The sequence below is a fragment of the Candidatus Arsenophonus nilaparvatae genome (assembly GCF_045346035.1).
Classification (GTDB): Bacteria; Pseudomonadota; Gammaproteobacteria; order Enterobacterales; family Enterobacteriaceae; genus Arsenophonus; species Arsenophonus nilaparvatae.
On record NZ_CP158507.1, the window covers coordinates 2,623,492 to 2,648,675 of the forward strand.

18 protein-coding genes and 2 pseudogenes are annotated in these 25,184 nt (G+C 38.8%); 8 read left to right on the top strand and 12 right to left on the bottom strand.

The genetic code is table 11. From position 1 onward, the window contains the following. Positions 1 to 16: 16 nt before the first annotated feature. The 9 genes and pseudogenes from cydA to sdhC form a co-directional block, all read right to left on the bottom strand. Complete coding sequence (gene cydA / locus WH390_RS12240) at positions 17 to 1,582, bottom strand: cytochrome ubiquinol oxidase subunit I (protein WP_032116269.1); 1,566 nt, start codon at positions 1,580 to 1,582, stop codon at positions 17 to 19. A gap of 585 nt (positions 1,583 to 2,167) precedes the next feature. After that, positions 2,168 to 3,043 carry a succinate--CoA ligase subunit alpha gene (gene sucD, locus WH390_RS12245; protein ID WP_032116268.1) on the bottom strand — a complete coding sequence of 292 codons (876 nt, stop codon included), beginning with the start codon at positions 3,041 to 3,043 and terminating at the stop codon, positions 2,168 to 2,170. A gap of 3 nt (positions 3,044 to 3,046) precedes the next feature. Then, positions 3,047 to 4,213, bottom strand: a pseudogene (gene sucC, locus WH390_RS12250) (ADP-forming succinate--CoA ligase subunit beta). Between the two features lie 133 nt (positions 4,214 to 4,346). Next, entirely contained in the window at positions 4,347 to 5,576 is a 1,230-nt protein-coding gene (odhB, locus tag WH390_RS12255; RefSeq protein WP_032116267.1) for a 2-oxoglutarate dehydrogenase complex dihydrolipoyllysine-residue succinyltransferase, read from the bottom strand. Further along, positions 5,573 to 8,401: a 2-oxoglutarate dehydrogenase E1 component gene (gene sucA, locus WH390_RS12260; RefSeq protein ID WP_032116266.1), complete on the bottom strand. Its 2,829-nt coding sequence runs from the start codon at positions 8,399 to 8,401 to the stop codon at positions 5,573 to 5,575. Before sucA ends, odhB begins: the two co-directional genes overlap by 4 nt. Positions 8,402 to 8,684: 283 nt before the next feature. After that, entirely contained in the window at positions 8,685 to 9,401 is a 717-nt protein-coding gene (locus WH390_RS12265) for a succinate dehydrogenase iron-sulfur subunit (protein ID WP_032116265.1), read from the bottom strand. Between the two features lie 36 nt (positions 9,402 to 9,437). Continuing rightward, positions 9,438 to 11,204: a succinate dehydrogenase flavoprotein subunit gene (gene sdhA, locus WH390_RS12270; protein ID WP_032116264.1), complete on the bottom strand. Its 1,767-nt coding sequence runs from the start codon at positions 11,202 to 11,204 to the stop codon at positions 9,438 to 9,440. Further along, entirely contained in the window at positions 11,205 to 11,549 is a 345-nt protein-coding gene (gene sdhD, locus WH390_RS12275) for a succinate dehydrogenase, hydrophobic membrane anchor protein (RefSeq protein ID WP_032116263.1), read from the bottom strand. It abuts the gene before it with no gap. Further along, positions 11,543 to 11,923 carry a succinate dehydrogenase cytochrome b556 subunit gene (gene sdhC, locus WH390_RS12280; RefSeq protein ID WP_148305597.1) on the bottom strand — a complete coding sequence of 127 codons (381 nt, stop codon included), beginning with the start codon at positions 11,921 to 11,923 and terminating at the stop codon, positions 11,543 to 11,545. The genes sdhD and sdhC overlap by 7 nt, the downstream gene beginning before the upstream one ends. A 615-nt stretch (positions 11,924 to 12,538) precedes the next feature. On the opposite strand from sdhC, the gene WH390_RS12285 reads away from it, so the two are divergent. Continuing rightward, positions 12,539 to 13,834, top strand: a complete 1,296-nt coding sequence (locus WH390_RS12285; RefSeq protein ID WP_032116261.1) for a citrate synthase — start codon at positions 12,539 to 12,541, stop codon at positions 13,832 to 13,834. A gap of 140 nt (positions 13,835 to 13,974) precedes the next feature. Here the strand turns inward: WH390_RS12285 and WH390_RS12290 are convergent, their stop codons facing one another. Next, entirely contained in the window at positions 13,975 to 14,718 is a 744-nt protein-coding gene (locus WH390_RS12290; RefSeq protein ID WP_032116260.1) for a type 2 GTP cyclohydrolase I, read from the bottom strand. Positions 14,719 to 14,850: 132 nt separating this feature from the next. After that, positions 14,851 to 15,054, bottom strand: a complete 204-nt coding sequence (locus tag WH390_RS12295; RefSeq protein WP_032116259.1) for a YbfA family protein — start codon at positions 15,052 to 15,054, stop codon at positions 14,851 to 14,853. 359 nt (positions 15,055 to 15,413) lie between these two features. Here WH390_RS12295 and kdpF point away from each other — a divergent pair, with 359 nt between their 5' ends. The 7 genes from kdpF (at position 15,414) to WH390_RS12330 (ending at position 24,537) form a co-directional block, all read left to right on the top strand. Then, positions 15,414 to 15,518 carry a K(+)-transporting ATPase subunit F gene (gene kdpF, locus WH390_RS12300; protein ID WP_148305596.1) on the top strand — a complete coding sequence of 35 codons (105 nt, stop codon included), beginning with the start codon at positions 15,414 to 15,416 and terminating at the stop codon, positions 15,516 to 15,518. After that, positions 15,519 to 17,222, top strand: coding sequence for a potassium-transporting ATPase subunit KdpA (gene kdpA, locus WH390_RS12305; protein ID WP_032116258.1), 1,704 nt, complete (start codon positions 15,519 to 15,521; stop codon positions 17,220 to 17,222). 10 nt (positions 17,223 to 17,232) lie between these two features. Continuing rightward, positions 17,233 to 19,299, top strand: coding sequence for a potassium-transporting ATPase subunit KdpB (gene kdpB / locus WH390_RS12310; RefSeq protein WP_032116257.1), 2,067 nt, complete (start codon positions 17,233 to 17,235; stop codon positions 19,297 to 19,299). Positions 19,300 to 19,312: 13 nt separating this feature from the next. Further along, positions 19,313 to 19,906, top strand: a complete 594-nt coding sequence (kdpC, locus tag WH390_RS12315) for a potassium-transporting ATPase subunit KdpC (protein WP_032116256.1) — start codon at positions 19,313 to 19,315, stop codon at positions 19,904 to 19,906. 9 nt (positions 19,907 to 19,915) lie between these two features. After that, positions 19,916 to 22,615 (top strand): two-component system sensor histidine kinase KdpD, encoded by a 2,700-nt coding sequence (kdpD, locus tag WH390_RS12320; protein ID WP_032116255.1) that lies wholly within the window; start codon positions 19,916 to 19,918, stop codon positions 22,613 to 22,615. Continuing rightward, entirely contained in the window at positions 22,612 to 23,295 is a 684-nt protein-coding gene (gene kdpE / locus WH390_RS12325; RefSeq protein WP_032116254.1) for a two-component system response regulator KdpE, read from the top strand. The genes kdpD and kdpE overlap by 4 nt, the downstream gene beginning before the upstream one ends. A gap of 504 nt (positions 23,296 to 23,799) precedes the next feature. Then, entirely contained in the window at positions 23,800 to 24,537 is a 738-nt protein-coding gene (locus WH390_RS12330; RefSeq protein WP_032116253.1) for a CDP-diacylglycerol diphosphatase, read from the top strand. A gap of 292 nt (positions 24,538 to 24,829) precedes the next feature. Here the strand turns inward: WH390_RS12330 and WH390_RS12335 are convergent. Then, positions 24,830 to 24,940 (bottom strand): annotated as a pseudogene (locus WH390_RS12335) (PipA/GogA/GtgA family type III secretion system effector); the annotation flags it as partial. Positions 24,941 to 25,184 lie beyond the last annotated feature (244 nt).

The following is a 25,184-nucleotide window of genomic DNA, read 5'->3' on the forward strand; positions in this document are numbered from 1 at the left end:
AATGGACTCCTGTTTACTAAGCGTCTTGGGCTGAAATATTTTGTTGCTCATAATGATAACGACCTGTTTTAAGACTACTCGGCCCTTTACGTGCAAATTTGAACATTAGGAACAATTCAATAACCAAGAACAAAGTATACAGACCACATATTAGCCCCATCGAGAAAAGTAGATCTGCACTACTTAATGATGAATGTGCAACCGCTGTCGGTAAAATTTCACCAATTGCCCACGGTTGACGACCATATTCAGCAACAAACCAACCTGCTTCAACGGCAATCCATGGTAATGGAATACCAAACATGGCTAAACGTAAAAGCCATTTTTTCTCACCAATGCGGTTACGAATAACAGACCAGAATGATAAAGCAAAAATAAGTAACATTAAGAAACCGCAAGCCACCATAATGCGAAATGCCCAGAATAGAGGCCCGACTTTAGGAATACTATCTTTAGCGGCCGCTTTAATATGTTCTTCGCTGGCATCAATAACATTAGGTGTATAGCGTTTTAACAACAATCCATAACCAAGATCTTTTTTATTCGCATCAAATGCTTTTCGTATAGCAGGATCATTATCACCAGCTTGTAATTTTTTTAACAGAGCATAGGCATTCATACCATTGCGGATACGAACTTCATGTTGCGCCATTAAATCTTTTAAACCCAAAACCGGGGTATCAATAGAACGGGTAGTGATAATTCCCATTAACCATGGAATTTCTACTGCGAATTCATTTTTCATTTTTTCGCTATTTGGCACAGCAATAAGATTAAATGAAGCCGGCGGCGGTTGGGTTTCCCATTCAGCTTCAATGGCGGCTAACTTGGTCTTCTGAACATCACCCATTTCATAGCCAGATTCATCACCCAAAACAATAACAGATAGTACTGAAGCAATACCAAAGCTTGCCGCTATTGCGAAAGAGCGTTTAGCAAAAGGTCGATCACGGCCTCTAAGTAAGTAATAAGCACTGATACCTAAGACGAACATGGCACCTGTACAATAGCCAGCGGCAACGGTGTGAACAAATTTAACTTGTGCCACGGGATTTAAAACTAATTCTGAAAAACTGAGCATTTCCATCCGCATGCTTTCAAAGTTAAAATCAGAAGCAATCGGGTTTTGCATCCAACCATTAGCAACTAAAATCCACAGCGCAGAGAAATTAGAACCTAACGCAACCAGCCATGTGCTAGCTAAATGTTGGGTTTTACTTAAACGATCCCAGCCAAAAAGAAATAAACCAACAAATGTTGACTCCAGGAAGAACGCCATTAATCCTTCAATTGCCAATGGCGCACCAAAAATATCACCAACATAATGTGAATAATATGACCAGTTAGTCCCGAATTGGAATTCCATGGTCAAACCTGTTGCAACACCTAAGGCAAAGTTAATAGCAAATAACTTACCCCAGAATTTTGTCATATCTTTATATATCTGTTTACCTGAAATGACATACACCGTTTCCATTATCGCTAGTAAAAACGACATACCAAGTGTTAATGGTACAAACAGGAAATGATACATTGCAGTTAAGGCAAACTGTAACCGGGACAGTTCGACAATATCAAACATCTTGACTCCTTGCTCCTAGCAGGAAGACACCGACTTGCGGCGACCTGACTTTCATAATGCAAAAGATGAAAGCCTCATAACTACCAGCTTTATACATCTTAAAATAACGATAAAAAATTTATCAAAATACAACAAACATCTTAATAATAGTACGCTTATATACACTTATAATAAATAGATTTAATACGATTAAGATTGAAATTTTGCGATTAAATCAACATACCGCTACATTTAAATACTGACTAAATTTGATCAATGATCAATTTCATCGAAAAAATAAATAAAACCTATTTTATTGTTTGATTTAAATCAATTTTTATTAAAGTTATCAATATATTAAATAGCTGTTTATTGTTTTGTTCATGCCAAGAAAATAGGCAATAATTCATTTTAACCATGTACTTGTTGTTGACTTGGGAAAACTCGCCAAAACGCTATTAAAAAAACCATCAACAGAATATTTTTAATCCACATAATGCCACTTTTAATATCGAAAAAATCAAGTTTACCAGCATTACTCACGGCCTAAACATAAAAAAAGCCACTATCTATGAGTGGCTTTTACTAATCATAGTCGAAATCAGGTTATTTACTAGTCACTAATTGCTTAACAGCTTCACCAATCTCAGCTAAGCTACGAACAGTTTTTACACCTGCTGCTTCTAATGCAGCAAACTTTTCATCCGCAGTACCTTTGCCACCAGCAATGATGGCGCCAGCATGCCCCATACGCTTACCTTTTGGTGCTGTTACGCCGGCAATATAAGCAACGACTGGTTTTGTTATATGTTGTTTAATATAAGTGGCCGCTTCTTCCTCCGCTGTACCACCAATTTCACCAATCATAACGATAGCTTCAGTTTGGGGATCTGCCTGGAATAGTTTCAATATATCAATAAAATTTGAACCCGGAATAGGATCACCACCAATACCAACACAAGTAGATTGCCCTAATCCTGCATCAGTTGTCTGCTTAACGGCTTCATAAGTTAATGTACCAGAGCGCGATACAATACCTACTTTACCCGGTTTATGAATATGTCCAGGTTGGATACCAATCTTACATTCACCTGGGGTAATAATACCTGGACAGTTCGGTCCTATCATTTTTACCCCAGTTTCATCTAGCTTTGCTTTCACCGTTAGCATATCTAACGTGGGGATCCCTTCGGTAATGGTAATAATCAGTTTGATACCACTATTGATAGCTTCAAGAATCGAATCTTTACAAAATGGAGCAGGAACATAAATAACCGATGCGGTTGCACCTGTTGCTTGTACAGCTTCACGGACTGTATTGAAAACAGGTAATCCTAAATGTGTTGTTCCACCTTTACCTGGCGTTACACCACCGACCATTTTTGTCCCATAAGCAATTGCCTGCTCTGAATGAAAAGTTCCTTGGCTACCTGTAAATCCCTGGCAGATAACTTTAGTATTTTTATCAATTAAAATAGACATTACTTATTTCGCCTCCGCTGCTGCTACTGCTTTTTCTGCCGCATCGGTCAAGCTGGTTGCAGCAGTAATTTTTAGGCCACTATCCGCTAACTTTTGCGCACCAAGCTAAGCATTATTGCCTTCAAGACGAACAATGACCGGGACTGTTACCCCAATTTCTTTAACTGCTCCAATAATACCATCAGCAATCAAATCGCAGCGAACAATACCACCAAAAATATTGACCAAAACAGCTTTAACATTTTCATCAGATAAGATAATTTTAAATGCTTCTGCTACACGTTCTTTAGTTGCCCCACCACCCACATCAAGAAAATTAGCTGGAGCACCGCCATGTAACTTCACAATGTCCATGGTTCCCATAGCTAAACCGGCACCATTAACCATACAACCAATATTGCCATCTAAAGCAACATAGTTTAATTCCCACTCCGACGCATGGGCTTCACGGGGATCTTCCTGAGAAATATCACGCATCTCCTTTAATTCTACTTGGCGGTATAGTGCATTACTATCCACACTAAGCTTGCCATCCAGACAGATTAAATCCCCTTGCTTAGTTATCACGAGAGGATTAATCTCGATTAAAGCCAGATCACGCTCGAGAAAAATTGTCGCTAATCCGATAAATATTTGGGTAAACTGCTGGACTTGTTTGCCGCTCAAACCTAGCTTAAAAGCAAGCTCGCGTCCTTGATAAGGCATAGGGCCGGTTAATGGATCAATAATAGCCTTATGAATAAGTTCTGGTGTCTCTGCTGCAACTTTTTCAATTTCGACCCCACCTTCAGTCGATGCCATAAAGACAATTCGACGAGAGGCGCGATCTATCACCGCACCTAAATAAAGCTCTTTATCAATATCCGTTGCTTCTTCTACCAAAATTTGATTAACGGGCTGTCCATGGGAATCGGTTTGGTAAGTCACTAAGCGTTTTCCTAACCACTTTTCAGCAAATAACCGGATTTCGTCGCGATTATTAACAACTTTTACGCCACCCGCTTTGCCTCGACCACCAGCATGTACCTGGCACTTTACAACCCAAGGACTATTACCCAATTTTGTTGTTGCTTCTTCTGCCTCTTTTGCTGTTTCACAAGCATAACCTGTCGGTACTGACAAACCATAATGCGCAAGCAGTTGTTTTGCCTGATATTCGTGTAAGTTCATGATGCACTATCCATAATTTAGCCTGACAGAGAGTTAACAATTCTCTATATATTTTTATTTAAACATTGGTCAATAAAAAATTAACCAAGCTTTGCTCCAGACTGAGTAAATAACTTCACTCTAAATTGGTTATCTAGACGTCTAACAATAAACGAGCCGGATCTTCCAACATATCCTTTATTGTCACCAAGAAGCTAACAGACTCTCGTCCATCAATTAAACGGTGATCATAAGAAAGTGCTAAATACATCATTGGCAAGATTTCGATTTTACCATCAACTGCCATTGGCCGATCTTTGATGGCGTGCATACCTAAAATTGCACTTTGCGGCGGATTAATGATCGGAGTTGACATTAAAGAGCCAAAAACACCACCGTTAGTAATAGTGAAGTTTCCACCGGTCAATTCTTCAACCGTTAATTTGCCGTCACGCCCCTTAACTGCCAACTCTTTAATACGCTTTTCAATTTCTGCCATGCTAAGCGCATCTGCATCACGTAATACTGGTGTAACTAAACCTCTAGGTGTGGAAACAGCAATACTAATATCAAAATAACTATGATAAAGCACATCTGAACCATCAATCGATGCGTTCACTTCAGGATAACGCTTTAAGGCTTCAACAACTGCTTTCACATAGAAAGACATAAAACCCAAACGCACACCATGCCGCTTTTCAAAGCTTTCACTATAATGTTTACGCAAATCAAAAACAGGCTTCATGTTAACTTCATTAAAGGTAGTCAACATGGCAGTATTATTTTTTGCCTCCAGTAAACGCTCTGCTATACGCTTACGCAAACGCGTCATTGGTACTCGTTTTTCACTTCGATGAGAAGAAGTTGATGATGGCGTTGTAGATGCGTCATTCTGTTGCTTAATCGGTCTATTTTCGCTTGCTGTTGATTGGTTTTTAATATATTTCTCAACATCATCACGCGTTATACGCCCGCCTACGCCGCTACCTTTTATATTGCTCGGGTTTAAATCATGTTCTGCAATTAAACGACGGACAGCCGGTGTTAGTGCACTATGACTCTCTTCCTCAAGGCTAGCAGTCTGGCGTTTCGCTGGCGCTGACTCAGTAGTCTCTTTTACCTCAGCAGGAATCCCGGTACTATCACTAAGATGTATGCGACCCAATAGCTGTTTTGATAAAACAGTAGCTCCCTCTTCTTCTAAAATTGATTCCAGAATACCTGAATCTGCTGCTGGTACTTCAAGTACAACTTTATCCGTTTCAATTTCCACTAACACTTCATCACGCTCTACCCGATCACCTGGTTTCTTGTGCCAAGTTGCAACTGTAGCATCTGCAACAGATTCAGGAAGATCAGGAACAAGAATTTCTATGTTACTCATTTTCTATCCTTTAATTTATTTATTTTTAGTGCATCATCAACCAATGCTTTTTGCTGTTCTTGATGAACAGACGCGTAGCCTACGGCTGGTGAAGCAGATGCAGGGCGTCCCGCATAACTTAATAATGAACCTTTTGGAATTGCTTCCCGAATATTATGCTGACTACAGTACCATGCCCCCTGATTGAGAGGTTCCTCTTGACACCAGACAAAATCGCGAACATGCGCATAAGGCTTGAGCGTAGTTTCTAAATCTTTATGGGGAAACGGATATAATTGTTCAATACGAACGATAGCGATATTTTTTTGTTTGTTTTCACGACGTTGTTCAAGTAGATCATAATAAACTTTACCTGAACATAAAACGACACGTTTGACCTTTTTCGCATCTATGGGATCAATTTCATTAATTATCGGCTGGAATTCACCATTTGCTAACTCTTCCAAACTAGAAACCGCAAGAGGATGACGCAGTAATGATTTGGGTGACATAACAATCAATGGACGTCGCATATTACGAAGTATCTGACGACGGAGCATATGATAGACCTGAGCTGGAGTAGACGGAACACAGACTTGCATATTTTGTTCCGCACATAATTGTAAATAACGCTCTAAACGGGCTGAAGAGTGCTCCGGACCTTGCCCTTCATAACCATGGGGTAACAGCATCACCAATCCACACAATCGCCCCCATTTCTGTTCACCAGAACTAATAAATTGATCGATAACTACTTGCGCCACATTAGCAAAATCACCAAACTGAGCTTCCCAAATAGTCAAAACCCGTGGCTCGGCTGATGCATAACCATATTCAAAAGCAAGTACCGCTTCTTCAGACAAAACGGAATCCCAGACGTCAAATATTCCTTGATTTTCACGTATATTAGCCAGAGGGACGTAAACTGAACCATTAGTTTGATTATGAATAACGGCATGACGATGAAAAAAAGTACCTCGGCCGGCATCTTCACCTGATAAACGAACTTGTATCCCTTCATCAACTAATGTTGCATAAGCCAAAGTTTCTGCTGCTCCCCAATCGAGCAATTTTTTACCGTTCGCCATTGCCAGGCGATCACTGTAAATTTTTTCAACCCGAGGCTGCATGACAATCTCTGCCGGAATAGTACTTAAACGTTTAGCTAAGTCTTGTAGTCGTTTCTTCTTAACTTTAGCAGGGTAAGCATCATTCCATTCATGATTTAAATAGGGTTTCCAGACCGAATAGTCAGTTCCCATTGGACGCCATTCATCAACGACACAATCACCGTGATCTAACTTATCACGGTAAAGATTAACCATTTCTGTTACTTCGTCGCTAGTAACTGTCTTTTCCGCTATCAATTTATCCGCATAAATTTTACGCGGTGTCGCATGTTTTTTAATTTTTTGATACATAATTGGTTGGGTAGCACTCGGCTCATCCGCCTCATTATGACCATGGCGACGATAGCAAACTAAATCAATGACCACATCGCGTTTAAATTTATTGCGAAAATCTAATGCCAATCGAGTAACAAAAGCAACCGCTTCTGGATCATCGGCATTAACATGAAAAATAGGTGCTTGTACCATTTTCATGATATCAGTGCAATATTGTGTTGAACGTGCATCTTTAGGATTGGAGGTGGTAAAACCTATCTGATTATTAACCACGATCCGCACTGTACCGCCAACCTCATAACCACGAGCCTGAGACATGTTCAGCATTTCCTGAACAACTCCCTGGCCTGTTACCGCTGCATCACCATGGATAGTAATGGGCAGTACCATATTACTACGACCTTCATCTAAACGATCACGACGAGCACGAACAGAACCGATGACTACTGGACTAACTATTTCTAAATGTGATGGATTAAAAGCCAAGGCTAAATGAACCAAAGCACCTTCTGTTTTAAAATCAGAAGAAAAGCCCTGATGATATTTAACATCACCAGTACCTAAATGATCTTTATGCTTACCTGCAAACTCATCAAACAGCTCTTTTGGTTGCTTACCTAAAATGTTAACTAAAACATTTAATCGCCCACGATGCGCCATCCCCAATACGACTTCACGCGTATCCTGATGACCTGCATAACGGATCAAATCTTTTAACATGGGAATGAGCGAATCACCCCCTTCAAGGGAAAAACGTTTTGCGCCAGGAAATTTTGCCCCAAGATAGCGCTCTAATCCTTCAGCTGAAGTTAATTCTGATAAGAAGCGGATCTTTTCTTGTTTGCTAAATTGTTGACTAACCGGTGTTGCCAGTTCTAGGCGCTGTTGGATCCAACGTTTTTCTTCAGTATTAGTAATATGCATGTATTCGGCACCAATTGAAGCGCAATAAATACGCTTCAGTGCAGTATACAGCTCACTTAATTTCATTGTTTCCTGGCCAATAGCAAAAGAACCAACATTGAACGTTTTTTCAAAATCAGCATCGGTTAAATCATGAAATGCAGGATCTAAATCAGGTACAGTTTCTTGTTTCCAAAGCTCTAATGGATCAAGATTTGCATTTTGATGTCCTCTAAAACGAAAGGCGTTTATTAATTGGAGGACTTTAACTTGCTTCGCATCCAAAGACGGATCACTAACCGAAGTTTGATAACGTGTAGAATCTTTCGCCAATGAACGAAAATATTCACGTGTTTGAGAATGGGAGTATTCACCGTTGGAGCTTGCACCTGGTAGTTTATTAAAAAAGTCTCGCCAGTCTGCATTAACGGAATTAGGGTCAATTAAGTAGTCTTCATAAAGCTGTTCGATATAAGACTGATTTGCACCAGCTAGAAAACTTGAATCTAGCCAGTCCTTCATTACGCCGTTGTGCATTGTGATCCCTTAAGCTTATAGGCTTTAGTTTTCGTCGTAGTTAACAGTACCGCTTTTTATATAGACGGTTTCAATAAAGATTCTTTGAACGTGTTCTATGCACGATTATTAATAAAGGAGCGCTTAATTAAATTCCCCTTATTTATAAGAACCTTTAAAAACCGCAACCGGTTTTTAAAGGTTCCTTCTGTAATTTACCACATAAAATAAATATCAATTTTAAATAATAGTTTTCCATTTTTTATTTCCCGTAACATTTCGATTACGGGAATTTTTGCCAAAGCTATGCACTACGCTTTAATAACATCGATTTAATGTGCCCAATAGCTTTAGTTGGATTTAAACCTTTTGGACAAACACTGACACAATTCATAATGCTATGACAGCGAAATACACTAAAAGCGTCATTTAAATTATCTAATCTGTTATCGGTTTCGGTATCCCGACTATCGATTAAAAAACGATAAGCAGCTAATAAACCGGCAGGACCAATAAATTTATCCGGATTCCACCAAAATGATGGACATGAGGTTGAACAGCAAGCACAAAGAATACACTCATATAAGCCATCCAATTTTTCTCGTTGTGCAGGAGTCTGTAAATACTCACGAGCTGGTGAATTCTTGCCATCATTGATAAGGTAAGGCCGAATTTTTTCATATTGAGTATAAAATTGAGCCATATCAACAATTAAATCTCGAACAACCGGTAAGCCTGGCAATGGGCGCACAACAACCTTTTTTTTATCACGACACAAAGCTGACAGTGGAGTAATGCAGGCCAAGCCATTTTTACCATTCATATTTAATCCATCAGAACCACAAACGCCTTCACGACAAGAACGACGAAATGCTAAAGTAGGATCTTTTTCTTTTAGTTGAATTAAAGCATCCAGCAACATCATGTCACGCCCTTTAGCGATCTCCAAACTGTAGCCTTGCATACGTGGCATATTATCGACGTCTGGATTGTAACGATAAATGGAAAATTCAATTTTCATAATCTACTTTCTCCGCAACACTATTAACGCCACGCATTAATAAGTACGTATTTTAGGTGGGAAGGGATCACGTAACTCAGGTTGCATATTGACTACTCGGCGAGTCATAGTTCCAGATTGTGGTAAATATAGCGTATGACATAACCAATTTGTATCATCACGATCAGGGTGGTCAAAACGACTATGTGCTCCCCGACTTTCAGTACGAAAATTTGCCGCTTCTGCCGTTGCAAACGCTGTTTCTACCAAATTATCCAGCTCTAGACATTCAATGCGTTGGGTATTAAATTCGCGTGAAGTATCATCCAAACGGGCATTTTTCAAACGTTCACGAATTACCTTTAATTCTTCTAAGCCCTTAGCCATCGCATCGCCTTCACGAAAAACGGAAAAATTATGTTGCATACAGGCTTGTAATGCTTTGCGAATTTCTACCGGATCTTCACCGCTTTGTGTATTATCCCAGCGATTTAAACGCATTAAGGCCGCATCAATATCAGATTCGCTAGCATCACTCATTGAGCCTTGTTCCAGTAAAGATTCTTTCAGATGTAAACCGGCAGAACGCCCGAATACCACCAAATCAAGCAATGAATTTCCGCCCAAACGGTTTGCTCCATGAACGGAAACACAAGCTATTTCACCAACAGCAAATAATCCCGGGATCACAACATCTTCACCTTTTTCATTAATCATCAATGCCTGTCCGGTTACTTTAGTTGGGATCCCACCCATCATATAATGACAAGTAGGGATAACAGGAATCGGTTCTTTAACCGGATCAACATGAGCAAAAGTCCTGGATAATTCGAGAATACCGGGTAATCGTGATTCCAGCACTTCTTTACCTAAATGATCCAGTTTTAATTTAACGTGTGGTCCCCAGGGGCCATCACATCCCCTTCCTTCACGGATCTCTATCATAATTGAGCGAGCAACAACATCGCGACCAGCCAAATCTTTTGCATTAGGCGCATAACGCTCCATAAAGCGCTCGCCATCTTTATTAAGTAAATAGCCGCCCTCTCCCCGACATCCCTCTGTCACTAATACACCCGCACCAGCAATTCCAGTTGGATGAAATTGCCACATTTCCATATCCTGCAATGGCACACCTGCCCTGACAGCCATACCAACACCGTCACCGGTATTAATATGGGCATTAGTTGTTGATTGATAAATTCTTCCCGCTCCACCTGTCGCAAGAATAGTAGCTTTAGCTTTAAAGTAAACGACCTCACCGGATTCCATGCATAATGCGGTACAACCGACTATGTCACCATTCTGATTTTTAACTAAGTCAAGTGAATACCATTCGGAGAAAATCGTGGTATGGTTTTTTAAATTCTGTTGATAAAGAGTATGCAAAAGGGCATGGCCAGTTCTATCTGCCGCCGCCGCGGTTCGAGCGGCTTGCTCACCACCAAAATTTTTTGACTGGCCACCAAATGGACGTTGATAAATACGACCGTCGTCTAAACGTGAAAATGGTAACCCCATATGCTCAAGTTCTAGTATGGCCTCAGGTCCGGTTTTGCACATGTATTCGATGGCATTTTGATCACCTATATAATCAGAGCCCTTGACAGTATCATACATATGCCATTGCCAATCATCTTCATGCGTATTACCTAACGCAACGGTGATCCCGCCCTGAGCAGATACGGTGTGTGAACGTGTCGGGAAAACTTTAGAAATTAATGCACATGACAAACCTAACTGAGAAATTTGCAACGCAGCTCGCATCCCAGCGCCACCAGCACCAATAACAACGGCATCAAACTCTCTTACTGGTAATTTCATTTACGCTCCCCACACTACTATTGTTCCATAAATTAAATAAGTCATTAATATAACAATAAAAAATAGTTGTAATGATAATCGCAAGGCGATTGACTTAACATAATCGGTTAATACTTGCCATAAACCTATCCAGGCATGTACTAATATGGAAATGAGCGTTAAAATAGTAAAAATTTTTGTTATTGGAAAAGCAAAAAAAGTCCGCCAAACAGTATAATTTAAATCAGTTGTGACTATAAAACTAACAATATAAAACGTATAAAGGGCAATAATAATGGCAGACGCACGAAGTAGTAGCCAATCTTGTGTGCCAGTGCGGCCTAATGTTGATGCATTAACTACCATACAAAAACCCCCGCTAAGATCGACAAAATAGCGGTGATAATAAACGCAACTATCGCTGAAATACGTCCCACAGACAAACTCTCATCGATAAAACCAAAATCCATTAACATATGACGAATACCGCCACAAATATGATATATTAGTGCAGTCAAGACACCCCAAATAATGAATTTTATAAAAAAGCTACCCATAATTTCAGTAGCATATTGAAAACCTTCCAGTGAAGAAAGCGATAATCCCAGCAGCCATAACAAAATACCGACCGCAATAAAGGTAATAACGCCAGAGACACGATGTAAAATCGAAGCTATTGCAGTAATCGGAAAATGAATTGTCTGCAATTGAAGATTGATAGGTCTTTGTTTTTTCACAATTTATGCCCACACAGCTCTTTATTGTTTTCCTACCTCCGGACCTGGAGCAGAAATCAAACAGCGATCGTGATAACAAAGCACAACTCAGCTTATAAATTAATCCCTAACACATTGGCAAAAGTTGTTACTCATTAACGCTGGGTACTCCTACCACAAGGTAATCCGGAGACCTCATTTGCAGTATATGACCTTCACATGCCCATTACAATTACAACACATTAGGTTTGGAGAGATTTAGCTTGAACAGTGAGTGTGATCACGATTTAAACATCGGTCATTAAATTGATAATGTAATTTGACAAGAAACAAACATTTATCTTACATATGATTAAGTTGAATTAATTAGTGATTATCGCCACACAAAAGAAGAAATTATGTAAAATAAACATGCTAGATTGTTACCCATAAAAAACCTAATGTTATTGTTGGTATAATTTAAAATATATAAGGAACAGAATAGATTATGAATTGTTAATAAAAAATTTTATTAGATAAAAACTTCGTTAAAAACATGATTCAAGCCTTTTAATAAATGAAATATCATGCAATTTCTAAGCGTTTTATCATGCTTTCATGGTTGTCGGAAATTGCGTTTTAGCGCTAAGGAGACCCGTAATGGCAGGCAAAGAAAAAAAGACTATAGAATTAGTCGATAAAGATGCAGAAAAAATTGAGCTTGAAGTACTAAACCCTACACTTGGGATCGATGTAATTGATGTCCGAGGATTAGGCTCCAAAGGTTATTTTACCTACGATCCTGGCTTTACCTCAACCGCATCCTGCGAGTCTAAAATTACCTATATAGATGGAGATAAAGGTATTCTTTTGCACCGCGGATATCCTATTGATCAATTGGCTACCAATTCTACTTATTTAGAAGTTTGTTATATACTACTTTACGGTGAAAAACCTTCACAAAACGACTATGACAACTTTAAAAAAATTGTCACTGAACATACAATGATCCACGATCAAATTACTCGGCTTTTGCAAGGTTTCCGTCGTGATTCTCATCCAATGGCAATCCTTTGTGGTGTAACCGGCGCACTAGCGGCTTTCTATCACGACTCATTGGATGTTAATAATCCGCGTCATCGTGAAATAGCAGCATTTAGGTTACTATCAAAAATGCCGACCGTTGCAGCAATGTGTTATAAATACTCTATTGGTCAACCTTTTATTTACCCACAAAATTTCCTCTCTTATTCTGCGAATTTCCTTCATATGATGTTTGCTACACCTTGTGAAAAATATCAGGTTAATCCAATCATAGAACGGGCCATGGATCGCATTTTTATTCTGCATGCTGATCATGAACAAAATGCATCAACTTCAACAGTAAGAACTGCTGGTTCTTCTGGCGCTAATCCATTTGCTTGTATTGCTGCTGGAATCGCCTCTCTTTGGGGACCGGCTCACGGTGGTGCCAATGAAGCCTGTTTACGCATGCTAGAAGAGATTCAAACTGTCGAAAATATTCCTAAATTTATCAAACGGGCAAAAGACAAAGATGATCCCTTCCGTTTAATGGGATTTGGCCATCGGGTTTATAAAAATTATGATCCCCGAGCAACTGTGATGAAACAGACCTGCGATGAAGTACTTAAAGAACTTAAATTAAATGATAATATATTAGAAATCGCCAAGCAATTAGAACATATAGCCCTAAATGACCCCTATTTTATTGAGAAAAAACTTTATCCCAATGTGGATTTCTATTCTAGCATCATTTTAAAAGCAATAGGGATCCCAACAACCATGTTTACGGTTATTTTTGCTATTGCTCGTACAATTGGTTGGATTGCTCACTGGAACGAAATGCATGATGAAGAATTAAAAATAGCACGTCCCCGTCAATTATATACCGGCTATAAACAAAGAGATTTTCATAGCGATTTAACCAAAAAATAGTTAATTATTATTGATAAATAAACTGTGTCTTACTATTTTATTTTGCATAAACAATCATCATATAGAATACAAGACACAGTTTGGTGATAACCCTTGGTTTTAATACTTTTTAGCTGGCTTGGTGTTTATCCTTACAAAAATTAGGCTGGATTGGCTATATCGATAAAAGTCACCTCAAATCCATAATCTTTTTGCAGCCATTCACCTAACATTTTAACGCCAAATCGCTCCGTTGCATGATGACCTGCGGCATAAAAATGGATCCCCATTTCTCTGGCAATATGGATCGTTTGCTCAGAAACTTCACCTGTCACAAAAGCATCAACACCTGCCTCGGCTGCTTGTTGAATAAAATTTTGTCCGCCCCCTGTACACCAGGCAATGGTACTGATCTCTTTTGGGCCATTATCACCACAATACAAGGGTTGACGAGCTAACTTATTGGTTAAACGCGACACTAAATCATCAGCCGTTATCGGTTGAGCAAAACTACCCATTGGCAATAAAGGCGAAATAAGCTTTTCAAACCGAACCCCCATGATATTCCCCAACTGCGCGTTATTTCCCAAAATGGGATGGGCATCAAGGGGCAAATGATAACCATAAAGGTTAATATCATTGCAAAGCAATGTTTTTAATCGATTACGCTTCATATTAAGAATAACGGCGGCTTCATTTTTCCAAAAATAACCATGATGAACAATAATCGCATCTGCAGCTAATTTTACCGCTTCATCAAGTAACGCTTGCGATGCAGTCACACCGGTCACGATTTTTTTTACCTCTGAGCGCCCTTCCACCTGAAGCCCATTGGGCGCATAGTCTTGATATTCATAAATATTCAAGTGCGTATTGATTAGTTGTTCTAATTCAATATTATGCATTACTTACTATCCTATTTGTAAAACTGATTTATTTTATTAAATATTAAACTTAAAAATATGTTTCACAACGACTTAAAACAAAAACGCCCTATCACAAACAGTAATAGGACATTTTATTTTTTAATCAATTAATTACTTCATCGATTCGGTATCTTCAGCGCTGGCCAACCAAACGGGTTTATCGCTAGTCTTTAGCCACATGCGGTGTAGGTAACTATAAAAGCGGCTACGATCATGTCGAAAAATCATGATAGGAAAAGCCACAATGCCTAATAATACAACACCAACACGACGCAAGAGAACTTGATGCCAAGGATATTGACGATACTCAGACATAAAGATCCTCCTTATAAAGTTATCAATTGATATAAACAATTGAGATATATTATGTAATGAATGAAAATTTTATCTGATAAAAACCAGCATTACTACTCATCAGACCACTTTTTTGCTGTTTTTATCAGCACTTTTCTTTATATCGTAATTTATTTGCTTATTAAACAATAAAAAAGCAGTCATTATTACAATAAATAAACATTATATTAACTACGGTTTATTTATTGTAACAAAAAATAGCGATAATAGTAATAACAGACAAACTATTATATTGGTATTTTTATACTATTTTTACACTATGAGTAGACTTTTTATCAGATTCTTTGCATTGAAAGACTTAAGCTCAGTACATTAAAATCATGAGGAGACAAACTGTGTCCATCTTTTCTATCACAGGGATCATTCTAATTGGAATATTATTTCTCTATTTGATTTATGCGCTTACTCATGCGGAGGATTTTTAAATGGTAAGTAGTGCTTTATTAATTGCCAGTTTTTTAATTCTCCTGCTTGTTATCGCTAAATTTGTAGGAAATTATATCGCTTTATTGATTGAAAGTGATTTACCGATCTGGGTTTTCAAAATAGAATCCGGCTTATGGAGCTGCTGTCGGTTGCGCAAACCCGGCGGTGAAATACATGAAATGAATTGGCGACAATACGTTACTGCGCTGCTGCTGTTTAACGTTATTGGTGGCGTATTTCTCTTTCTGCTATTAATCAATCAATACAATCTACCGCTCAATCCACAAAAATTTGTCAATCTAAATTGGGATCTTGCACTTAATACCGCAATTAGTTTTATCACCAATACTAATTGGCAAGCCTATAGTGGAGAACACACCTTAAGTTATTTTAGTCAAATGACGGGATTAACGGTACAGAATTTCTTATCTGCTGCTACCGGTATTGCAGTAGCTTTTGCGCTGATCCGCGCCTTTGCCCGCCAAGGGGTAAAAACGCTGGGCAATGCCTGGATAGATATTGCTCGTATTACACTCTATCTTTTACTACCACTGGCGATTATTTTTGCCTTATTTTTTGTCAGCCAAGGTGTGTTACAAAATTTTTCGCCGTATCTAGTGGTAGAAACATTACAAAACCAAAACCAAATTATCCCAATGGGACCCGTCGCTTCGCAGGAAGCAATCAAATTATTAGGTACTAATGGCGGTGGATTTTTTGCCACCAATTCAGCACACCCTTTCGAAAATCCTACCGCGTTAACCAATTTTAGCCAAATGATTGCTATTCTTTTAATCCCCACTGCACTCTATTTTGCATTTGGCCGCGTGGTCGGTGATAGTCGGCAAGGTACAACATTAATTTGGACAATGGGGATCATTTTCACTCTTGCTATCGCTATCGTTGTTTACGCAGAAATGCAAGGTAACCCACAATTGATGCTTTCAGGTGCTAACAGTAATATTAATCTGGAAGGTAAAGAAAGTCGCTTTGGGATTTTAAATTCGGCACTCTATGCTGTCATCACAACAGCAACCTCCTGCGGTGCAGTAAACGCCATGCATGATTCTTTTACTGCATTGGGCGGGATGATACCAATGTGGCTTATCCAACTTGGTGAGGTGGTATTTGGTGGCGTAGGTTCCGGGTTATATGGCATGCTACTATTTGTTATGCTAGCCGTTTTCTTGGCGGGTTTAATGATAGGTCGAGCACCTGAATATCTGGGGAAAAAAATCGAAATTCAGGAAATGAAATTAACCGCTATCGCTATTTTAATCACCCCCGCTTTAACATTGCTAGGAACAACACTGGCGCTTTTTACCGAAGCAGGACGCAGTGCTATTTTAAATCCTGGCGCTCACGGCTTTAGTGAAGTTCTTTATGCATTTTCCTCAGCTGCGAATAATAATGGTAGCGCTTTTGCAGGATTAAATAGCAATAACCTATTTTATAATATTACGTTGAGTATTGTTATGTTTGTCGGTCGTTTTGGCTTAATTACTGCAGTAATGGCTATTGCGGGTATTATGGTAAGGAAAAAGCGCCAGCCCGAGAGCTTTGCCACATTACCCACTCATGGCCCACTCTTTATTGGCTTGTTAATACTAACTGTTTTCGTTATTGGTGCACTCACTTTTGTGCCTGCCCTGGCACTTGGACCAATTGCTGAACATTTACAACTTTGGCATTCCGTCCAATAAGGGAATATAAATGAACAAAAATATCAGCCTATTGTTTGATAGTAAATTGATCCACCAAGCATTATTTGACGCTATTAAAAAATGTGCGCCACAAATTCAGTGGCGCAATCCAGTTATGTTTATCGTTTATATCGGTAGTATATTAACGACATTAATTTGGTTTTATCAATTATTCACGCCTTCAATTGACAACAGTACGCTATTTACCGGCATAATTGCGGTTTGGTTATGGTTTACCGTTCTATTTGCTAATTTTGCCGAAGCATTGGCTGAAGGTCGCAGTAAAGCGCAAGCAGCTAGCCTTAAAGGTGTTAAAAAACAAAGCATTACTACTCGTTTAGCCAGTGCCGATTATCAGGCAGTAAAAGAGAAAATTAACTCTGATCAAATAAGAAAAGGCGATATCGTACTGGTTGAAGCGGGCGAAATTATTCCTTGCGATGGTGAAGTACTTGAAGGCGGAGCTTCCGTTGATGAGAGTGCCATTACCGGTGAATCGGCCCCTGTTATTAGAGAGTCTGGCGGTGATTTTTCTTCAGTAACGGGAGGAACGCGGGTACTATCTGATTGGTTAATTATCCAATGTACGGTCAATCCTGGTGAAACTTTTCTTGATCGCATGATCTCGATGGTTGAAGGTGCTCAACGACGCAAAACACCTAATGAAATCGCCTTAATCATACTATTAACTGCATTAACGATTATTTTTCTATTAATCTGTTCAACCCTCTATCCTTTCAGTTTATTTAGCGCTGAAATCAATGGTAGCGGTAGCCCAATTTCTATCGTGGTACTGATTGCGTTATTAGTTTGTTTGATCCCGACTACGATCGGCGGATTACTCTCTTCAATTGGCGTTGCCGGTATGAGCCGAATGTTAGCCGCCAATGTGATCGCAACCAGTGGACGCGCTGTAGAAGCTGCCGGTGATGTCGATGTCTTATTGCTCGATAAAACAGGTACTATTACCTTAGGTAATCGCCAAGCGTCTAAATTCTTACCCATTAAAGGTGTTTCAGAGCAACAACTGGCTGATGCTGCCCAACTATCGTCACTGGCTGATGAGACACCAGAAGGACGTAGCATTGTTATCTTAGCTAAGCAATTGTTTAATTTACGTGAACGTGATCTACAGGCATTAAATGCCACTTTTGTTCCCTTTTCTGCCATGACACGTATGAGTGGCGTAAATGTGGGTGATCGAGTGATCAGAAAAGGCTCAGCCGATTCTATTCGTCGTTATTTGGAAACCAGTCATGCCAGAGTCCCAGCTGAAACAGAAAAATTAGTCGAAGAAGTTGCCCGTAAAGGGGAAACACCATTAGTTGTTGTTGAGAATCAACAAATTCTTGGGGTTGTCGCCTTAAAAGATATTATAAAAGGAGGCATCAAAGAACGTTTTGCTGAAATGCGCCGGATGGGAATTAAAACCGTGATGATCACCGGTGATAACCATTTGACGGCCGCAGCCATTGCCGCTGAGGCCGGTGTTGGTGATTTCCTGGCCGAGGCAACCCCTGAAGCTAAACTGGCATTGATCCGCCAATATCAGGCAGATGGGAGCCTGGTTGCTATGACAGGTGATGGTACTAATGATGCGCCAGCTCTGGCACAAGCCGACGTTGCTGTTGCCATGAATTCTGGCACTCAAGCAGCAAAAGAAGCCGGTAATATGGTCGATCTTGACTCAAATCCAACTAAGCTTATCGAAGTCGTTCATGTTGGTAAGCAGATGTTGATGACCAGAGGCTCTCTTTCAACCTTTAGTATTGCTAATGATATTGCCAAATATTTTGCCATTATTCCTACCGCTTTTTCAGTGACCTATCCTCAGCTTAATATATTAAATATCATGCAATTACACTCACCTTCTTCAGCGATCCTGTCAGCAGTTATTTTTAATGCATTAATTATTGTTGCCCTGATCCCATTAGCGCTAAAAGGTGTTAGTTACCATCCGATGAGTGCAATAGCATTACTACGCCGTAATTTATGGATTTATGGATTAAGTGGTTTAGTTATACCATTTATTGGTATCAAGCTGATTGATCTACTGCTTAGCCTGTTTATGTCCTAATAAGGTATTGAATATGAATGTGTTACGTTCTTCATTTGTGTTATTCATTTTTCTAACTATTACAACCGGAATTGTTTATCCATTATTTATCACTGGTTTATCAAATGCTTTCTTTAATTATCAAGCTAAAGGCTCATTGATTGAAAAGAATAACCGTACTATTGGTTCGGCACTGATTGGCCAATCGATTACTGATGTTAAATATTTTCATGGGCGGCCGTCAGCAACACCTGATAGCCCTTATAATGGATTAGCCTCGAGTGGCAGTAACTTGGCGGTCAATAATCCCGAATTGCAAAAACAGTTTGCTGTTCGTTCTCAACAAATTAAAATTTTCAATAATCAAAATAACGTGGCCGTTCCTGTCGATCTGATAACGGCTTCAGCCAGTGGATTAGATCCTCATATTTCACCAAGTGCAGCATATTATCAAGCAGCTAGAGTTGCTAAAGTGCGCCGACTCGCTTTACATAAAATTAGACACTTAATTGCCGATAACACCGAACGACCTTTCTTTAGTTTCTTAGGTGAACCTGTCGTTAATGTGCTTAAACTTAATATAGCTCTTGATGTGCTTGAACAATCTGAGAATGCAAAAATACAATAAGGTTGATAGATGGAGAGCCAGGAACCGAAACGCCCTACCCCAGAAGATTTATTGAGTATTGCCAATGAAAAAATTCGCGGCAACTTAAAGATCTTCTTCGGCGCCTACGCTGGAGTAGGAAAAACCTATGCAATGCTACAAGAAGCCCAACGGCTTCGCTCTCAAGGGCTTGATGTTGTCATTGGTGTGGTAGAAACGCACAATCGATCAGAAACTGCTGCGTTATTGGAAGGTTTGCCACAACTGCCAGCAAAACGGATCCGCTACCACGGACGTAAAATTAATACCTTTGATATTGACGGTGCTTTAGCACGTCACCCGGCCATTATTTTAATGGATGAATTAGCTTTTAGTAACCCGCATGGCAGTCGTCATCCTAAACGCTGGCAAGACGTTGAAGAGTTATTAGATGCCGGTATTGATGTTTTAACCACCATCAACGTACAACACTTAGAGAGTTTAAACGATATTGTCGGCAGTATTACCGGTATTCGCGTGCGTAAAACGGTACCTGATCATATTTTTGACCAAGCCAGTGAAATTGTTTTAGTCGATTTACCACCTGACGACCTACGCCAACGGCTGAATGAAGGAAAAGTCTATATTGCCGGACAAGCCGAACGAGCAATTGAACATTTCTTTCGTAAAGGCAACTTAATTGCCCTAAGAGAGTTATCACTAAGACGTACCGTCGATCGTGTCGATAATCAAATGCGTGAGTACCGCGATACCCAAGGTTACTCTCAAGTTTGGCATACTCACGATAACTTATTAGTTTGCATTGGTCACAACATAGGAAATGAAAAATTGGTTAGATCGGCAGCCAGACTTGCCGCTAAGCTTGGTTGTAGTTGGCATGCCGTGTATGTAGAAACCCCTAAATTACATACCATAGCTGAGGAGAAACGACGCGCTATTCTCAAAGCACTAAAATTGGCGCAAGATTTAGGCGCAGAAACCTCAACCCTAGCTGATGCAAATGAAGAAAAGGCTATTTTAGATTATGCTCGCGAGCATAACTTAGGTAAAATTATTATTGGTCGTAAGCAAAATAAAACGTGGAGACTACTAAACTGTAAAATTCGCCCTGATTTTGCTGAACGCTTAGGCAAGTTAGGACCTGATTTAGATCTGATTATCATTGCACTGGATGAAAATACCTCATGGGAAAAGGAGACTGAACGCCGGCCGCTAAGTGACAAATGGCGAGGAAATATCCAGGGTTATCTATTCGCCGCTCTGTTATGTATTACCATCACCCTATTTTCTAATCGTTTTTTGCTTAATTTCGATCAGGCTAATGTTGTCACTGTGTATGTATTAGCGATTGTTATTATCGCTCTGCTGTATGGCCGAAATCCTTCTATCTTTGCTGCATTTATTAATGTTATCGGTTTTGATCTGTTTATTGTCCAGCCCCATTTTTCCTTTGTTGTTTTTGATATGCAATATTTGATAACCTTCATTGTCATGCTGGTTGTTGGTCTTTTAGTAGGTAATCTCGCTGCTGGTATGCGCTATCAAGCTAAAGTCGCTCGTTATCGTGAACAACGGACTCGCCATCTTTATGAAATGACCAAAGAGCTAAGCCGAGCTCTGAATGAAATTGATATTGCAAAAACAGGTTATCATTTCCTTTCCAATGCATTTAAAGCAAAAGTCAGTCTGTTGCTACCCAATGATCATCAACAACTGGTTCCGCTTAAACTGGCTGACTATGGTCAAGTACAAATTGATCAAGCAATTGCATTATGGAGCTTTGATAAAAATCAACCAGCGGGTGCCGGAACAGATACATTACCTAGCGTGCCTTATCAATTACAACCGATTGCGACTTCAAAAGAAACTTTAGCCATATTAGCTATCGAACCACAAAATTTGCGTCAATTACTGATCCCGGAACAGCAACGACTGCTACAAACTTTTACTGGCTTAATTGCCAATGCATTTGAACGATTACAACTTGCTAGACAAGCAGAATCTGCCAAACTGGATGCTGAACGCGAACAACTGAGAAACTCTTTATTGGCAGCACTTTCTCATGATTTGCGGACCCCACTCACGGTAATATTTGGCCAAACAGAAATATTGATGTTGGAATTAAGTGCTGAACATTCACCTCATACCGAAAAGGTTAACCAAATACGTCAGCAAATCCTAAGTACCTCAAGATTAGTCAATAATCTGCTAGATATGGCGCGGATCCAGTCCGGTGGCATTATACCAACTCTTACCTGGGAATCATTACAAGAAATTATCGGTAGCGCATTACGTTCTCTCGAATATGCATTAAAAAGCCATCCAACTAAAATTAATGTTCCTGCTGATCTATTACTTTATTGCGATGCCAATTTACTCGAACGTGTGATCATTAATTTACTGGAAAACGCAATTAAATACTCGGCTGAAAACTCTCCTATTGGCATTGATGCCTACCCTCAAGGTAAATATGTCCATATTGAAATTTGGGATAAAGGTATCGGCATACCGGAAGGACAGGAAAAATTTATTTTTGATAAATTTTCTCGAGCTAAAAAAGAATCTTCCATTCCTGGTGTGGGTTTGGGACTGGCCATTTGCCAAGCGATTATTGAGCTGCACAATGGCGAAATTTGGGCGGAGAATAACAAAAAAAGTGGAGCAACTTTCCACTTTGTTTTACCTTTAAAAGAAGTTCCTACTATAGAAGAGGGAATTGAAACGGAGTGATCCAGCACAATATTTTAATCATTGAAGACGAAAAAGAGATACGACGATTTGTCAAACTGGCATTAGAAGGTGAAAATTTTCGTGTATATGAAGCAAAAACCTATCAGCGAGGACTAATCGAGTCAGCGACCCGCAAGCCGGATTTGTTGATCCTCGATCTTGGCTTACCTGATGGTGACGGTATTGATTTGATCCGTGACTTACGCCAATGGAGCCATATTCCAGTATTAGTATTGTCGGCACGGGCAGATGAAACAGATAAAGTGATGGCGCTGGATGCCGGTGCAGATGATTATTTAACCAAGCCATTTGGCATCAGTGAACTACTGGCCAGAGTGAGAGTTGCCCTACGCCGCTATGCACGTAAAAATCAGCTAGACCCAATATTTCGATTTGGTGATATTAGTGTTGATTTAATCAATCGACGAGTAACGAAAAATCAGCAAGAACTCCACCTTACTCCAATTGAGTTTCGTTTGCTCAGTGAATTTATCGCTAATAGCGGCAAAGTGTTAACTCAACGTCATCTGTTACGGCAAATATGGGGTCCTAACTATGTTGAACATAATCATTACTTACGTATTTATATGGGGCATTTAAGGCAAAAATTGGAAGACGATCCAACTCAACCAGTACACCTACTGACTGAAACTGGAATTGGCTACCGCTTTATGCCTTAATAAAAATCAACTTTATCTTTATTATGATAATGCACTTAATTTTGCATTATCACTGCTTTTATCAATATTTAACCCAACAAATCTATTATGTGACCTTTATAGATTAACATCCTTCCGGCCCTATAGGGCAAGGGGGGTGTCAAAGGGATATTAATATAGAACCTAACCGATCTGCTCTTATTTCGGATAATTAATTTAAGTTAGAATCAAATAAAGCAATTCTGGGAATTAAAATTTACCAGATAGGGAAATTTTTATTATAAGAAATGAAAATCTTGTCTATGTTATATAAACATCAGTTTCCACTACAGGGACAATAAATCAATCCGCTAAACACCTTTTATGTTTTAGCGACTAATACTCAGCACCACTCTTAACTTCTCACTATTATTGTAACAGAAAATTTACTTTTCCATTATTTCCCTACCACTATTTAAGTTATATAATTTAGATACGGGTATAACTATAAATAAGTTTTATTTTAAATAAAGGATTATTTAAAAAATGAATTATTCAAAATGTTTATTCTTTTCACTGGTTGTATTAATACATACTGAAAATACAGCACATGCTGACAGAAATTTTTTATGGCATAAAATAAATGAAAACTGTGTACCGGGATACATTAATAAAGACACTTATCAACCATGCAGCCTGGTTGATATCAATGAAAAAATTGCGATATACAAAGTTGATAATGATAAATATCAATATCTTTTATTACCAACTGACAAAGTAACGGGTATTGAGGATGATAAATTACAAAAAAACAATTCACCAAATTACCTTTATAACGCATGGCTGGCAAAAACATTTTTGACAGAACGACTTGGTAAGCCGATTAAGGAACGTTTTATTTCATTAACATTAAACGCCAAAAATGCTCGTAGTCAGGACCAGCTTCATATTCATATATCATGCTTATCTAATTCCGCAAATAAAATCATTTCAAAAATACCAGAAAGAGAAATAGATACAAACTGGTCTAAAAAACAGATAACAATACCACCTTATTCTTTTTATTACAGAAAAATAAGTCTAAATGAATTAATGAATAGCAATCTATTTAAATCTGTAGCAGAGAAAGTTAAAAAAGAACAAGGCAAATTAGAATATACAGGAGTTGGGCTAATTAATAGAAATTCAGACACCTTTATTATTTTAGCAGGGATAGGAACAAAGTCCAAAGGAGTATCTGCTGAACGGATTCAGGATCATGAATGTGAGCTTGCAGAGCAATAACATAGAATCAATAGTTATAATTATATAAATCAAGGAAATATATTTTTTATATATCCAGCAGTTTTAATTATTTATTTTTTAATGAGAATAATTTCCTTGTGTTAATTTTTCATTATTAACGTGAGATAAAAGCTAAAATTTAAACTGACAGTTTTCTATTCAAATAATTTAATTAAACATGACCCATTAATAATGCAATATAATCTCATTATTAATGCGTTAAATGACAAAAGGTAAAAACACAAGCTCTCCCGCAGAAATCAGTCATTGATAGCTAAACCTTGTCAGTTTGTTATCTCCCCATTTCTTTAAGAATAATATTGGTATACTCGACAATAGGCTCTCTGATATGCTGGCTGTTTTCATCATCGGTAAGCATTGTTAATAAATGAACTATTTCATAATATTTCAAACAAATAACCTAAAAAAATAATATCGAAAACTTGAATTTGACATGACTAAGATATCAACTTACAAGTTGATTAAACGCACTGGGATCTCAAATGATGGCAAAATGAGATCGCTGTAACTGTACCAATCGTTTTGAGCACTGGGGGTTCGCAATTAAAAATCTCTACCCTATGCGCAAAAAATTTATCGTCACTACAATAAAATAAAAATTGAATTTAACACCGTTATTTTGACGG